This is a genomic window from Nocardia sp. NPDC051756 (assembly GCF_040681495.1).
Classification (GTDB): domain Bacteria; phylum Actinomycetota; class Actinomycetes; order Mycobacteriales; family Mycobacteriaceae; genus Nocardia.
This window is the reverse complement of the sequence record NZ_JBFAYV010000001.1, coordinates 1,138,216-1,152,610: the sequence shown is the minus strand read 5'-3', so window position 1 is coordinate 1,152,610 and position 14,395 is coordinate 1,138,216. Positions and strand designations below refer to the sequence as shown.

At 65.2% G+C, this 14,395-nt stretch carries 12 protein-coding genes, 4 tRNA genes and 1 pseudogene; 11 read left to right on the top strand and 6 right to left on the bottom strand.

Features of this window, described 5'->3' with window-relative positions; genetic code table 11:
* Window positions 1–37 precede the first annotated feature (37 nt).
* Window positions 38–469, top strand: a complete 432-nt coding sequence (locus AB0M22_RS05720; RefSeq protein WP_364721463.1) for a hypothetical protein — start codon at window positions 38–40, stop codon at window positions 467–469.
* A 145-nt stretch (window positions 470–614) separates the two neighbouring features.
* The gene (locus tag AB0M22_RS05715) at window positions 615–1,472 is read left to right on the top strand and encodes a hypothetical protein (RefSeq protein ID WP_364721462.1); all 858 of its coding nucleotides are present in this window, start codon (window positions 615–617) and stop codon (window positions 1,470–1,472) included.
* Between the two features lie 212 nt (window positions 1,473–1,684).
* Here the strand turns inward: AB0M22_RS05715 and AB0M22_RS05710 are convergent, their stop codons facing one another.
* On the bottom strand, window positions 1,685–3,067 hold the full coding sequence (locus tag AB0M22_RS05710; protein ID WP_364721460.1) for a hypothetical protein: 1,383 nt from the start codon (window positions 3,065–3,067) through the stop codon (window positions 1,685–1,687).
* Between the two features lie 308 nt (window positions 3,068–3,375).
* Between AB0M22_RS05710 and AB0M22_RS05705 the strand changes: the two genes are divergently transcribed.
* The gene (locus AB0M22_RS05705) at window positions 3,376–3,549 is read left to right on the top strand and encodes a hypothetical protein (RefSeq protein ID WP_364721458.1); all 174 of its coding nucleotides are present in this window, start codon (window positions 3,376–3,378) and stop codon (window positions 3,547–3,549) included.
* 116 nt (window positions 3,550–3,665) lie between these two features.
* Here the strand turns inward: AB0M22_RS05705 and AB0M22_RS05700 are convergent.
* Window positions 3,666–3,737: transfer RNA gene (locus AB0M22_RS05700), tRNA-Val, on the bottom strand.
* 345 nt (window positions 3,738–4,082) lie between these two features.
* On the opposite strand from AB0M22_RS05700, the gene AB0M22_RS05695 reads away from it, so the two are divergent.
* The 4 genes from AB0M22_RS05695 (at window position 4,083) to AB0M22_RS05680 (ending at window position 4,799) form a co-directional block, all read left to right on the top strand.
* Window positions 4,083–4,154: transfer RNA gene (locus tag AB0M22_RS05695), tRNA-Gly, on the top strand.
* Window positions 4,155–4,203: 49 nt separating this feature from the next.
* Window positions 4,204–4,274 (top strand) — tRNA-Cys (locus tag AB0M22_RS05690).
* A 1-nt stretch (window position 4,275) separates the two neighbouring features.
* A tRNA-Val gene (locus AB0M22_RS05685) sits at window positions 4,276–4,350 on the top strand.
* A 125-nt stretch (window positions 4,351–4,475) separates the two neighbouring features.
* Window positions 4,476–4,799, top strand: a complete 324-nt coding sequence (locus tag AB0M22_RS05680; protein ID WP_364721456.1) for a hypothetical protein — start codon at window positions 4,476–4,478, stop codon at window positions 4,797–4,799.
* Window positions 4,800–4,803: 4 nt separating this feature from the next.
* Here the strand turns inward: AB0M22_RS05680 and gyrB are convergent.
* A pseudogene (gene gyrB / locus AB0M22_RS05675) lies at window positions 4,804–6,773 on the bottom strand (DNA topoisomerase (ATP-hydrolyzing) subunit B).
* A 453-nt stretch (window positions 6,774–7,226) separates the two neighbouring features.
* Window positions 7,227–7,997 carry a glucose 1-dehydrogenase gene (locus AB0M22_RS05670; RefSeq protein ID WP_364721454.1) on the bottom strand — a complete coding sequence of 257 codons (771 nt, stop codon included), beginning with the start codon at window positions 7,995–7,997 and terminating at the stop codon, window positions 7,227–7,229.
* Window positions 7,998–8,087: 90 nt separating this feature from the next.
* Between AB0M22_RS05670 and AB0M22_RS05665 the strand changes: the two genes are divergently transcribed.
* From AB0M22_RS05665 to AB0M22_RS05655, 3 genes are all read left to right on the top strand, one after another.
* Complete coding sequence (locus AB0M22_RS05665; protein ID WP_364721706.1) at window positions 8,088–8,447, top strand: helix-turn-helix transcriptional regulator; 360 nt, start codon at window positions 8,088–8,090, stop codon at window positions 8,445–8,447.
* 63 nt (window positions 8,448–8,510) lie between these two features.
* Window positions 8,511–9,575 carry a cobalamin-independent methionine synthase II family protein gene (locus tag AB0M22_RS05660; RefSeq protein ID WP_364721452.1) on the top strand — a complete coding sequence of 355 codons (1,065 nt, stop codon included), beginning with the start codon at window positions 8,511–8,513 and terminating at the stop codon, window positions 9,573–9,575.
* A gap of 95 nt (window positions 9,576–9,670) precedes the next feature.
* On the top strand, window positions 9,671–10,900 hold the full coding sequence (locus AB0M22_RS05655) for a sigma factor-like helix-turn-helix DNA-binding protein (protein ID WP_364721450.1): 1,230 nt from the start codon (window positions 9,671–9,673) through the stop codon (window positions 10,898–10,900).
* Here the strand turns inward: AB0M22_RS05655 and AB0M22_RS05650 are convergent.
* Window positions 10,866–11,813, bottom strand: coding sequence for a hypothetical protein (locus AB0M22_RS05650; RefSeq protein ID WP_364721448.1), 948 nt, complete (start codon window positions 11,811–11,813; stop codon window positions 10,866–10,868). The two genes, AB0M22_RS05655 and AB0M22_RS05650, sit on opposite strands and share 35 nt — an antisense overlap.
* Before the next feature lie 539 nt (window positions 11,814–12,352).
* On the opposite strand from AB0M22_RS05650, the gene AB0M22_RS05645 reads away from it, so the two are divergent.
* Window positions 12,353–13,474, top strand: coding sequence for a hypothetical protein (locus tag AB0M22_RS05645; RefSeq protein WP_364721446.1), 1,122 nt, complete (start codon window positions 12,353–12,355; stop codon window positions 13,472–13,474).
* Here the strand turns inward: AB0M22_RS05645 and AB0M22_RS05640 are convergent.
* Window positions 13,467–14,366, bottom strand: a complete 900-nt coding sequence (locus AB0M22_RS05640; RefSeq protein ID WP_364721704.1) for a LysR family transcriptional regulator — start codon at window positions 14,364–14,366, stop codon at window positions 13,467–13,469. The two genes, AB0M22_RS05645 and AB0M22_RS05640, sit on opposite strands and share 8 nt — an antisense overlap.
* Window positions 14,367–14,395: the final 29 nt, after the last annotated feature.

Below are 14,395 nucleotides of genomic sequence, written 5' to 3'. Positions count from 1 at the left end.
AGCCTTGAATTGCGCATATGAGAAAGGTAGATAATTAATGAGTGCGGAGCATCGTGTCAAATACCTCGAAATGCTACAGACCGTCATCGCCCGGCTGAGTCAACAGTCGTTCACCGTACGTGGCTGGTCGGTGACACTCGTCTCGATAATCTTCGCGTTCCTGACCACTCAGGATCGAAATACCTCCGGACTGATCCTGTTCACACTGGCGCCGGCCTGGCTCTTCTGGGGGCTGGACGCCTATTACTTGAGCGTGGAACGACGCTACCGTGAACTCTTCGCCGCGGTGGCCCGGCAAGTACGGGAGCCGGATCGCCCCGCGCCCGATATTTTCGAAATGTTGCCGGATTCCAGGCAGCCGTTCCGCAGATTCGCCCGAGCGGCCCTCACGCCCAGCGTGGCCGCCATTCCGGTGGTGCTGACCGTGTTGGTCGTCGGCTATCGGATTGCGGCGATCCGAATGCGCTAGTTCACCGGCGATCTCGTGTCCCGGGGAACTTTCGGTGATCGATAGAGGAGTGATGTTGAAGTCGAATAAATGTGTCATCGGGCTGGATAGTTTCCCGACGCCACATCTTGCCCTCTGCTCCACGAACGACGACGAGTTGAGGCGAGTGCGGAAATTCGCCGAACTACAGGCATCCGCAGCTCAGTTGATCTACCACACCCTTTCCGCGGAGTGGCACGAGTTCAGCACGAAACCACGGCGGGTGCAGGCGTTGCTCGGCGCTTATAGGTATTTGATGCAATGGCGATATCGGCTCGCCCAGGTCTCGCCCATCCAGATCGGCATCGGCATTCCGATGGACCCGGAGCGATTCCGCGCGACGATCGACGAGCACGGACCGAACTATGACCGCATCGGCCGAGTCGGGCGGCTTCGAGCGAACTGCGTATGGAACGAGACGGGTCGCGTGTTCACCGGGGGTGAAATCACTCCGGCGTATCGCATCATGCTCGAGTACGGAAAAGCGGCAGAATCCCGTTTCGCGCACAGCGGGCTCACCGGAGATGTACTGAACAATCCTGTCCGGTTGCCGGACGGCAGCACCGTCGTCGGAAACAGATTGGTACGCGGGGCGGCCGCGCGAGACATCGCCTGCGACCTGGTCGCCCGTGTCGCGCGGCGCGGCGGGGACACCCGACACATCGAAACCGGCGGCGATCCGATCTACGCCGTCACCGCCGACAACGCCGCGCGATCCGAAATCTTCTCCTGCGCAATCGATTTACTCGCCGGCGCGGAATTCGGCGATGTGGCCGCATGGCAGCAGGCACGATTCCTGCTCTACCAATCCCCGAAAATGAAAAAGGGCAGCGACTCCGTGATCCGAACCTTCCTGGTCGCGGTCGGCGCGATACTGTTCGAACGCCCCCGGATCCTGGTCCACGACGTGGATCTGCGATGCCTGGTCCTGGGCCAGGACAGTGCGACAGTGATGCCACACGACCTCGAACTGTGCTCCGGTTGAGCTCGGTCACCTGGTCATCGAGCCGAATCACGAGCTCACCGCAGCCGTTCTCCGGCGACTGCCGTGGCCGGCCGGGCATCGGGTGGCGGTGATCGCGGCGCGTTCACGGACCGGATCATCAGAGACCGTCACAGCCCGTGCCATGCTCGCCGGTTCCGGGGGCAGTTGGCCGACCCAGCCGGTTGACTACGGCGTGGAGTATCTGCCGACGCTCAAGATTTGGAGTTATCCCGGAGTGCCGCGAGCAGTTCCTGAACGGCCTTCAGCCGTGTCGGATAGTCTCGGTCGAGCGCGCTGATAATGACGATGGCGAGCCATCCGACGGCAATGATCACTGCACCGGTGGTGAGCATGCTCCCATTGATTTGCACGCCCAGCGCCTGTACCCCGAGGAGTAGCGCCAGGGGTACCAGTCCGCTGAGTAGACTGCCGACAAATCGTGCGATGCTCTTCAGCATTATCGGGCCGGAAGGTGCCGGAGCTTCGTCTCCGGTGGGCAACTCGTCGTAATGACCGAGAGAAATTGCTCCGATTGTGGACTCTATCTGTATCATCAACTCCGTGCCGGTAACCCGACCGGGAAGTGCCACCCAGACCGCGTATGTACGGATGACATAAGCGGCCTGATGGCAGCGGCCGAGGATAATGGCTCGAGCGGCCGCATCCAGCACGCCGAGATTCTCCGGAGAAATCCTGCGTATATTGTCCGACGCGGTATACAGCATCTTGATCAGCTCACGCTTCTTCGAATCGGACGAAAAGGGCCGTGCCGATCTGAGCAGGATGCACGCGTCGAGCAGATGTTTGTTCACCGATATCGGCATTTCAGTTGCCGACGCGGACTTCTCCAGCGATCTCAATGCCATATCCAGAGTTCTGAACAGGGCTGACGAGACCCAGAACCCTACGCCGAGTACGAAGAGGAACAAGAATTCGATCCGTCCCGATTCGATTCCGGTCAATTTGCGCACAGAGAATCCAGACCAGAATATCGGAAAGGCTATTGCGGCTGTGGCGGCGGCCGCAAATATTGCCTGGAGAAAATGTGAGCCGCGCAGATGCACCTTCAATCGAGGCGAGTAGGCGGGCGCAACCCCACCGTAACTGTATCCCACAAATGTCAAGAGAAACAGTAAGAGCATGAAACCTGGAGACGCTTCGTGCCGAAGCACGAAACTCATCGAGGCCGCAAACGCCGCCGGCACCAGAGCCCACAGCAGCAGACCGATTTCCAGCACTCGTGAGCATTTCACCAATGCGATGGCGTGGCGACGTATTTCATGACTGGACTGAGCTCGATAATGTCGAATCGTCTCGTCCGTGACGGCGGCACTCTCACGTTTCTCGAGGATGCTTCTGAGCGTTTTGATTCGCTCGTTGGCGACTCGGAATTGTTCGTGCGCACGCTCTCTTGCCCGCGAACTCGCGGAAGCTCCCAGCCCAGGGATGGTTAAACGCCGGGCAAATACCATTCGGTGCGAGGTATTTTCAGCGGCCTGTATCGCGCTACTGCTCATCGAGCCCCTGAGCTTCCGCGTTTTCCGGTCGCCGGTGCCGATCGCCGCGCCTGGCGGACGAATATGCCGCCCGGCCAACACAGCTCATCGACTCGTGCACCGCAACTCCTCTGTCGCAGACTCCTGGCGGCGGATTACCAGCGCTCCTGGCACACCAGTCTGGCGACCGGAACTCGACGCGACCATCGGCTGAACGACTGACAACAACAAACCGTCGCCGCGAAGTACGCAGGAGTCGTCCACTACTTCATCGGCGAATCGATATCGAAATCACTGCCGCGGAACATATTCGGAGGCGGAATCGGCAGGCGAACTACGGGCAGGCAACAGCGGAGATCGGTGCGCAGGCCGCCGACGTCGGCCGCCAGGTGCCATGAACCTCCGCGGTGAGAACTCCGAAGGACCGAGTCGCGCGGCCAGACGAGAACGTGGACCAGTTACAAGAGACGGTGTGCGATCTGCGCCAGTGGCTGACGGTTGCGGTGTTCCAGCTGGAGGCCAACGGCGACGCCGCGAGCGCGGCCGAGATCCGCGGTGCACTTCCCCGGAAGGGGGCGTAGCGGACGCACCAGTTTTTCGCGCTAGGCCACACCTTAGGCCACACGCGCGGGAATCAGACAGGCGAAACGAAACAACCCCCGACCTTGCGATGCAGGTCAGGGGTTGTTTTTGAAAGTGGTCCCAGCTGGTTTCGAACCAGCGACCTTCCGCGTGTGAGGCGGACGCTCTCCCGCTGAGCTATGGGACCTGAACTCGTGCCACATGGTGGCGGGTCGGGGGGCGGGTTGGTGCCCTCCGAACGAGATGGAACATTAGCATGCGGCACCGGCGGTTCACCAAATCGCCACCCGGACAGGGGCGGAAGGTGGTGGGCGGCAGGGTGTCTCGGTGGGAGGGGTTTGGGGTGGTGCGCTCTCCTGCCGGCCTCGTCGGGAGGGGCCGGAATCCTCCCGAACCTCACCGGCCACCTCTGCCACACTGGCAACCTCGCCGATTTCCCCCGTTCTACCAGCGGATTTGTAGCTTTCACCGGGCGTCCGCTAATGTTCTGTCTCGCACCACGGAGGCCACAACGGTCACCGAGATGCAGAATGCGGATGTAGCGCAGTGGTAGCGCATCACCTTGCCAAGGTGAGGGTCGCGGGTTCGAATCCCGTCATCCGCTCGGAAGAGGTAGGGCCAGGCGAAATTAGTTTAGCCGTCCCCCTTCGCACGGTGGAGTGGCCGAGTGGTGAGGCAACGGCCTGCAAAGCCGTGCACACGGGTTCGATTCCCGTCTCCACCTCGCGCGATTAGCTCAGCGGGAGAGCGCTTCCCTGACACGGAAGAGGTCACTGGTTCAATCCCAGTATCGCGCACCACCGTAGTACCAGATCAGCCCCGGTTTTCACCGGGGCTGATCTGCGTTTGTGCCCTGCTCGGGCAGCGAGCTGCCCGGAATCTCCTCGACAGCACGGGCCAGCGGGAGATCGCGCACACTGGTGGGATGGGGACGCCTGAGTTGGACGCTCGACCGCGGTGGCAGTCGACGGGGAACTCGAAGTTTCCGGCGGCTGCGCTGGTGGACGGGCGGTGGTGGGTGTTGCGGATGAATTGTTTTCCGGATCACGCGTTGTGGACGTTGTTCATCGATGGGGTGGTTCGGTTCGATATCGATGATGTGCCGTCGGGGTGGGGGCAGCCGCTCGGGCGGTCGGCTCCGGTGCTGGAATCCGGTGTCGCCCAGGAGGTTTTGGCGCCGGTCGCGCAGCTGGTGGCCTATGGGAGTGAGGTGGGGCGGCCCTGTGATGATCCGTTTTGTTGCGGGTGACGGGCTAGACGTCGAGGAAGCGGACGTCTTTGGCGTTGTGGGTGATGAAGGTGCGGCGGGCGTCTACGTCTTCGCCCATGAGGATGCTGAAGAGTTCGTCGGCCGCGGCGGCGTCGTCGAGGGTTACCTGGCGTAGGACGCGGACGGAGGGGTCCATGGTGGTTTCCCAGAGTTCTTTGGGGTTCATTTCGCCCAGGCCTTTGTAGCGTTGGACGCCGTCGTCGCGGTTGATTTTCTGGCCGGCGGCCAGGCCCTCGGCGAGGAGGGCGTCGCGTTGACGGTCGGAGTAGGCGAAGTCGGGGTCGCTGCGCTGCCATTTGAGTTTGTAGAGGGGTGGCTGGGCCAGGTAGACGTGGCCGTTCTCGATGAGGGGGCGCATGAAGCGGAAGAGCAGGGTCAGGAGCAGGGTGCGATGTGCTGGCCGTCGACGTCGGCGTCGGCCATCAGCACGATCTTGTGGTAGCGCAGCTTGGCGAGATCGAACTCGTCGTGGATGCCGGTGCCGAAGGCGGTGATGATCGCTTGGACCTCGGCGTTCTTCAAAACCCGGTCGATGCGGGCCTTTTCGACGTTGATGATTTTTCCGCGCAGCGGCAGGATCGCCTGATACATGGAGTCGCGACCGGATTTGGCGGAGCCGCCGGCGGAATCGCCCTCGACGATGTAGATCTCGGACTTGCGTGGGTCTTTGGAACGGCAGTCGGCGAGCTTGCCGGGCAGGCCGCCGAGGTCGTTGGCGCTCTTGCGGCGGACGAGTTCGCGGGCCTTGCGGGCGGCGGTGCGCGCCTGGGCGGACGAGACCGCCTTGGTGACAATGGTTTTGGCGTCGGCAGGGTTGGCCTCGAACCAGTGGGCGAGATGCTCGTTGCAGGTTCGCTGCACGAATGACCGGACCTCGGTGTTGCCGAGGCGGATCTTGGTCTGAGCCTCGAACTGCGGCTCGGCGAGTCGCACGCTCACGATGGCGGCCAAGCCTTCACGGATGTCTTCGCCGCTGAGGTTGGCGTCCTTGTCCTTGAGCAGCTTCTTGTCTCGTGCGTACTTGTTGACCACCGAGGTCAGCGCCGCGCGGAAGCCCTCTTCATGCGTTCCGCCCTCGTGCGTGTTGATGGTGTTGGCGAAACTGTGCACGGACTCGGAGTAGCCGGAGTTCCACTGCATGGCGACCTCGAGCTCATGGCCGGGGCCCTGGCCGGCGAACTCGATGACCGAGTTGTGGATCGGCTGCTTGGTCCGGTTGAGGTGACGGACGAAGTCGGCCAAGCCATCCGGATAGTGGTAGGTACGGATCCGCTCGCCGCCCTCGGCATCGCCGGCCCGTTGATCGGACAACACGATGGTCAGTCCCTTGTTCAGGAACGCCATCTCCTGCATGCGACGCGCGACGGTCTCGAAGTCGAACGTGGTCGTCTCGAAGATCTCCGGGTCCGGCCAGAACCGCGTGGTATTGCCGGTTCGAGTGCTCCGCGCACCACGCACCAGCTCCTCCGGCTTGGCGCGGAGATAGTTCTGCGTCCAGTGGTAGCCGTCTCGATCGATCTCCAGCTCGACGCGGGTCGACAACGCGTTCACCACCGACAGCCCGACTCCGTGCAGGCCACCGGCTACCGCATAGGTTTCGGAGTCGAATTTGCCGCCCGCGTTCAGCTGCGTCATGACGACTTCGACCGTCGGTATCCCGGTCTCGTGCATCTCGACCGGGATACCGCGGCCGTCGTCGGCCACCTCGACACCGCCGTCGGCCAGCAGCGTGACGTCGATCCGCGTGGCATAGCCGGCCATCGCCTCGTCCACGGAGTTGTCCACGATCTCGCGGACCAGGTGGTGCAGGCCGCGCTCGTTGGTCGAGCCGATGTACATGCTCGGACGCTTACGGACCGCCTCCAGCCCCTCGAGGATGGTGATCGACCCGGCGTCGTAGTCCTCGGCCGTCTTCTTCCTCGAACCGGTCGAGGCGGAGTTTCTGGTAGCCACTGGTCGGTAGACCTCCCTGCTTGCCGATCTCCGACGCAGCGGCGATTGCACACAGAAGGCCCAGGGAGGGTGTTGCCGAGAAGTACGGGTCCTCGCGCGTGCTGCGCGCTACGCGCCGAAGGATTCGCCGCTAGTTACATTTCCATCATAGCCATAAGCGGTCCACAGATGTCCATTTAATACGGCCAGAGTCGTCTCTGATCCATCAGAACCCTACAACTCGATCCCCCCTATGCGACTTCCATTACCAGACGCCCCAGGGGCGCGCTAGATGCCAAGCGCGGGAAATCGGCAGAGACGACAGAAACCAGCACTACATGACATGTCAACTATTGAGGGTGGAGGTCGGCCGGCAGCCAACAGTGCCGCGACGCGTCGGCCCGGAAAACAGAACACCCCCTGCCGATCGATCACACGGATCGACAACAGGGGGTGCAGGTGCCAGGGGACGGCCTAGATCATGGCCGCAGGCGTGGCGGAAACCAGCCCTCCATCGATGAGCAGGTCTTGCCCGTTGACGTACGCGCCCTCATCCGAGGCAAGGAACGCCACCGCGGCAGCGACCTCCTCCGACGTCCCGATCCGCCCCGCCGCAACGGTGGCAACGGTCGCCGCCTGGATCTCCGCCGAAGCCTCGGCCTCGAACGCCGGGGTCGCCGTGTAACCCGGACTCACCGAGTTGACCCGAATCCGCTTGGGCGCCAACTCAGCCGCCAACGTGCGCGCCAGATTCTGCACGGCCGCCTTGCTCGCCGAGTAGAGCGCCGCCCCCGGACTCCCCCGATGCAGCGCGAAGGACGCGTTGATCACGATCGCCCCATGGTCGGCCAGCAACGGCAGAGTCTTCTGGATGGTGAAGAACGCAGCCTTGAAGTTGATGTCGATGACCCGGTAGAACTCGTCCTCGGTGACATCGGTGATCTGCTGGAACGCACCGACACCCGCGTTCGCGAACACCACATCCAGCCGGCCGAACCGCTCCTCGATCGCCGCCGCCAACGCATCGAGATCAGCGAGATTCGCCGCATCCCCGGCCACCGCGAGCACCCGATCCCCGCCGCCCAGCTCCTCGACCGCGGCCTCGAGCCGAGCCTTGTCCCGCCCCGTGATGACCACCCGGCCACCCTCGTCGAGCAGGCGACGCGCGGTCGCCAACCCCATCCCACTGGTCCCGCCGGTGATGAGGGCGATCTTGTCGTCGAATCGGGAACTGCTAGCGCGCATCTGGGGCGACCTTTCAAGACAGTTGAACTGTTCAAAGACTTACGTACAGTTCAACTGTTTGTCAACAGTCGCGCTATCCTGGTCGATGTGATGACGGCACATCCCGAGCGGGCGCAGATCCAGCTGGCGAACGTGCTCTCCGCCGTGGGAAACCCGCTGCGGCTGTGCATTGTTCGCGTCCTGGCCGACGGGTGCGAGCACACCTGCGGCTCGATCGTGGACGGCGTGCCCAAGTCGAACCTGACCCATCACTACCGCGTGCTGCGCGACGCCGGAATCATCTGGCAGCGCGTCTCCGGCCGCGAGACGCTGCAATCGCTGCGCCGCGAAGACCTCGACGCCCGGTTCCCCGGCCTGCTCGACTCGCTGCTCGCCGCAGCCCGCAGCGAGGCCGGGGAACCGGCCCCGGCCAAAGCCCGAACAAACCCGGAGAATGCGGTAATCACGTGAAATTCGCACCGGCGCAGCTGATTTGATATTTGCGCATGGAATTATTCACTTACACTCGTCGATGTGACCATCCCCACAGAGCTGATCGGTAGCATTCCACGTCCCCACGAGTTGCAGGCCGCGATGGCTGCCCACGGCGAAGGCAAGATCGATGACGCCGCGCTCGCCGAGGAACAGCGACAGGCTGTCAGTGACACTGTTCACCGCTTAGAAGAGACCGGGTCGCCGGTCGTCACTGACGGCGAGCAGAGCAAGCCCAGTTTTGTCACGTACCCGATCGCCGGGTCGAACCAGTTGGCTCCGGCGGGTGCGGTGATCCCGTTCGCCGACGGGCATCAGCGGCAGTTACCGGTGCTGACCGGCGGACCGTTCCGGTATCAGACGCATGCGGTCGAGTACCTGCGCGCGGCCCAGGCGCAGGCGAGCGTCCCGGTGAAGCAGGCGGTGATCGCGCCGTCGGCGATGAGCCTGCTGTACCCGGCCGAGCCGATCGACGGCTACCCCAGGGAGGCCTTTCTCGCCGACCTGATCAACGAGGCCGAGGCCGATATTCGCGGCTGCCTCGACGCCGGCGCGCACAGCGTGCAGCTCGACTTCACCGAGGGCAGGCTGTCGCTGAAGCTCGATCCGAGCGGCGGCCTGCTCGATCAGTTCATCGAGCTGAACAACCTGGTGCTCGAACGTTTCTCGGCCGAGGAGCGGGCCAAGCTCGGGGTGCACACCTGTCCCGGCGGCGATCAGGACTCGACGCACAGCCTCGATGTCGACTACACCGGCCTGCTGCCGAAGCTGTTGCAGCTGAAGGTGGGCAACTTCTTCGTCCAGCTGGCCAGTGAGCCGGATCCGGAGAAGGTGCTCGCGGTCATCGCCGAGTACCTGCCGGCGGACGCGCGCATCTTCGTCGGCGTGATCGACCCGATCGATCCGCGGGTCGAGACGCCGCAGGAGGTGTGCGACCGGGTGTTGTCCGCGGCCAGGCACCTGCCGGTCGAGCGACTGGGCACCTGCGACGACTGCGGGTTCTCCCCCTTCTCCGACGACACCTCGACCTCGCGCGACACCGCGTTCGCCAAGATCAGGTCGCGGCTCGAGGGCACCGCGATGGCCGCCCAGCAGCTGGGCGTCTGATACCGGCGACCCCCTGGACCAGGTCGGTGCGGCGGAAATGTCGGTGGTCGGCATTAGGCTGAGCCGCACAGGAAACCGAGCCAGGGGGTCGCAGCGTGACGGTCAGCCGGGAGGTCGAGATACCCGCCGCGGCGGACGGGACGGACCCCGAGCTACTCGACCTACAGGACGATATTTCGTTCGGGCTCGAGGAGGTCAACGAGCTGCTGGCCGAGCTGATCGCGTTGCAGGCCGATCGCAAGGCCAAGGACGGCGAGCTCCTCTCCTATCGGCTCGGCGTCACCGGCGAGCAACCGGAGACGCTGGCCAAGATCGGCGCGCGCTACGACCTGTCCCGCGACCGGATCCGGCAGCTGCACACCAAGGCCGTGAGCCAGCTGATTCGCAACGCCCAGTTGAGCGGGCACCGGGCGGCGAGCGCGTTCGCCGAGCGCTATCCGGTCGGCGCGCGTGACCAGCAGCTGGTTCGAACGTTGCTGGTGGAGACCTACGCGACCGATACCGACATCGCGGCAAACGAGTTGTCGTACTTGAAGTTGCGGCTGGCCGGCCACGCCGCCGAGGACGCCAAACGCGTCGCGGGTTTCGTCACGCAACGGATCGCCGCCTGGCAGAAGAAGACGAACCGGCGGCTGGCGAAGCTGCGCGACGCCGAACCACGCGCGACCAGTCAGCTGAATCCGTGGCTGGGACAAGTGGATTGGCCCGGATCCGGAACCCCGGCCGCGCTGCCGCTCACCTCCGCCCGCACGGTCGACAGCGACGACGACGGCCGCGGACACTTCTACCTCGACAAGGTCGGCCGCGACGTCCCGTTCGACTCGGGTCTGGAAGCGCGCCTGCTGTGGATCCTCAACGCCAGCGACCTGGTCGACTCATTCCAGGAACAACCCGCTTCGGTGACCTACGCCCTGGACGGCACCGAACACCTCGCCTACCCGAGCATCGCCGCCCGGCTCACCGACGGCCGGGTCGTGCTGATCGATGTCCAACCGCTCGGACACGTTGCCTTCCACGTCAATCGAGCCAAAGCCGCCGCGAGCCGTGCCTACGCACACAGCAAGAACTGGGGCTGGCTCGTCTGGACCGGCAGCCTCATCGGCCTCCCCGATCTCCTCGCCCGCAAGGTCGACGCGAGCAGCGAAGCGGCACTGCAAGACCTGGTCGAGCACGGACCGGCGCCCTGGTCGGCGATCCGGCAGGTCCGCGACGAAACCGGCCTCGAGCTGCTCGACTTCATCGCCCTGGTCCTGCGCCACGAATGGCGTTGGGACCGTGGCCCGTTCCGGCTCAGCGCACCACCATCGCGCCCGCGAGGAACGTGACGATCAGCATCATCGCGCAGCAGGTCACCAGCTGCCAGTGATTGATGGTCTGTTGCAGATGCTTGATCGTGTTGCGCAGCGAGGTGTCGACGCGGCTGTGATCGTCGATCTTGCGGCGCGCCTGCGCGAGTGAATCGGCCCGCTCCTGCGCCTCCTGCTCCGCGCGTTCCAGCCGGGCGGTCAGCTTCATCAGGTGTTTCTGCTTGTCCCGCACGGATTTCCGGGACAGGGCCAGCGTCGTGCGCTGGTTGACCAGCTCCTGCCGCTGCCGGGCGATGATCATCGCCTGCGTTTTCGTGTGGTGCTCCCAGTCGGCCACGGTGGCCCAACCTCCTGTCGTCACATCACGATATCCCCAGACGATGTCGCCGGTGACCCAGCCGGCGATGAAGTCGCGCAGCTCCAGCGGATGCTTGCGCGGCGACGCGACCGCGCTGTGCTCGGTGTCCAGCACACCGGTCACGGTCTGGTAATCGCATGCGGGCGGGGCGAAATCGGCGACGCCGAGCGCGTGCAGATGATCGACCCAGTACCCGGGCGGGCACAGCCACAGCACGTCCTCGATGCCGGCCTTGCGCAGCCGATCCGTATGTTCCTGCGCGAGCGGACGTTCCAGCGCGCCGCTGCGCACCTCGATGACGAACTCGCGGTCACCCTTGCGCCAATAGATGTCGACCGGCAGACCGTCCACCCGTCGATCCACCTCGGCCACGTCGGCGCCGTAGGCCAGCAACCGGCCGCACACCCAATACTTCAACCGCCGCATATCCCATTGCGCGGCGTCACATTCCGGACACTTACAGCCGTATCCGCCGGAGCGCCTGCGGGCCCTGCCCGTGCCGTCCGCTATACCCAACTCGGCGAGCATCGCCTGGCGACCGCAGGCAATCTCCGCCCGCTGCTTCGTTCTCACGCCACCACTCCCCTGCCCAAACCACCGCAGGTCTGGCGACCTACGCCATAGATCAAGAGTGCGCCACGCGCGCCCACCTCGCCAGTCCCCTTTACCCCGCGCCCGGGTGCGCCACACCGTCATATTTCCGGTCTAACGCCTGGTGTAGGCTGTGCCACAAGGAAATTCGCCGCAGCAGGCGGCCCCGACGACACGCATATGTCGGTGGATTGACAGTAGCCGCCATCCTGCGATGTCGCCGCGCCACGCGCCCCTGTGCGCTGTCGCACGCTCCTCGGGGCGTCACCGGAGCGGGATAACGTTTAGGCTACGACGGGGTGCGCCTCGGTTGGGTGCCATTCGTAAGCAGATCTGTTCCGGACAAACCGGATCGTGCCGACCTCGCCTGCATCGGTACGAAACGGCCCGCCTACGCTGCTTCGATCAGATCCGAGGAGGCCGGTACAGCGCCGGTTTCCGTAGGCCGCGTATTTCCAACTGGGCGGATAGAATCGTCCGGCCCGGCGCGAGCTGGGCCGATACGGGGAAGTGGGTACTGGATGGAGCACGGTCAAGAGGCGGCCGGCGAGTCGATCGGCGCGATGCTGTCGAGCATCGCGGCGGTTCTCCGTGAGGTCAGCGACAAGCTCGACGCCGTGGCGGCCCGGGTGGACGGTGTGGACACCGTCAGCGCCGCGAGCATCGTGCCCGCCGACCACAGCATCGAGGCGAGACTGGCCAAGCTCGAGGCGTGGGCTTTCCGTGCCGGGCAGGACATTTCGGGCATCGACGGGCGACTGGAGAAGGTCGAATCCGGCAGTGCTCCGGCGCATGCCGCGACGCCGTCGCACGCCGCGCCGGAGGCCGCCGAGCGCCCCCTGCCGCGCGCCGCCTCGCGCCGCAACTCCGTGCCCGCCGAGCAGGTCGTGCAGCGCGAATCCGCCTCCGCCACGACCACTCCCACCGCGCGGGAGAGCATCGGCAGCTCGCACGACCTGGTCCAGCCCGCCCGCGACACCACCACCGCGGCCAGGGACAACGCCACGGCCACCAGGGAGAGCGTCTCCCGCCGCTACGAGGGCGCTGCGCGCGATACCGCGCCGGCCCGCGATTCCGCCGCGCACGAGGCGAACTCGGTGCCGCAGCGCGGCTTCAGCACCCCGCGCGAACCCGTGACCTACGAGCCCACCCCGGCGTCCGCGCAGAACTTCACCGCCCCGACCCCGCGCGAACCGAGCCCGGCCACCTCGGCGAACTTCACCGCGCCCACGCCGCGGGAACCGCTACCGGTCCGGCAGTCGAGCTTCACCGCGCCGCGCGAACCGGCCGCCTCGTCCTACCAGAACTTCACCAGTCCGCACGAGAATTCGTACGAGAGCATGATTCCGTCGGCACCGGACAGCGCCGACTACAGCCGCGGTACGAACGGCGCGAAGCCGGAGACCAACGGCTCCTCGCTCACCGGCGCGCACCGCGCCGACGAGGACCTGATCCCGGTCGACAACACCCACGTGGACAAGTTGCAGGCGATGCTGGACGAGCTGAAGAAGACCGCGGCGGCCCCGCTCGGCCGCTCCGACGTCTTCGGACCGCCTGCGACAGACCTGAACTCGACCAGCTACCAGCCCGAGCGCAGCACCGAGACGCCGCGCGACTACCGGCTGTCCAGCCCGCCTAAGTAGGCTCCGCCGACCTGGTCAGGATCGTCGCGATCAACTCGCGCAGCCAGCGGTGCCCGCTGTCGGCGGTGTTGCGCGGATGCCAGGCCAGGCCGATCGCGACCTCGGGCAGCGGCAGCGGAATCTCGAACGCGCACAACCCCAGTGCGGGCAGGGCCGACCGGCTCAGCAACGCGGGCGCCGGGCAGATCAGATCGCTGCCGTGCACCGCGAACAACGCGGTGGTCAGGTTCGGCACCGTGGCGACCACCCGGCGGGTGCGACCGTGCAGGGCGAGGCGGTCGTCGATCGGCCCGCGCGCGTGGCCATTCCGCGAAATGCTCAGGTGTGCGGCGGCCGCGAACCGGGCGACCGTCACCCGTTCGGTGATCAGCGGATGATCGGCCGCGGCGATGCCGATGATCCGATCGCCGAGCACGCGGCGCACGGTCGTCTCCGGGTCGCCGTGATCGAGGACGCCGATCTCGATGTCGACCCGACCGTCCCGCAAGGCCGCTGTGCCTTCGAGGGTGTCGGGGAGGAAGCGCAGCGTGACTCCGGGCGCCTCGGCCCGCACGGCGGCCAGCAGCGGCCCGGCCAGCTCGGTGAGCACCATGTCCCCCGCCTGCACCGCGAAGTTCCGCTTCAGCGCGCCGGGATCGATCGCGCCGCGCGGCGTCAGCAGTGCGCGGCCCTGTTCCACCAGAGTGCCGACCTCGTAACGCAATTCCAGCGCGCGCGGCGTCGGCACCAGGTTGCGGCCCGCCCGCACGAGCAACGGGTCGTCCAGGGCCTCGCGCAGCTTGGCCAGGGTTCGGCTCATCGCCGGCGCCGAGGTGTGCAGCTGTTCGGCTGCCCGGGTGACGCTGTTCGTCTCCAGTAGCGCGTCCAATGCCACCAGCAGATTCATGTCCAGCGCCTCCACCTCTGGATTATCTCCAGCGG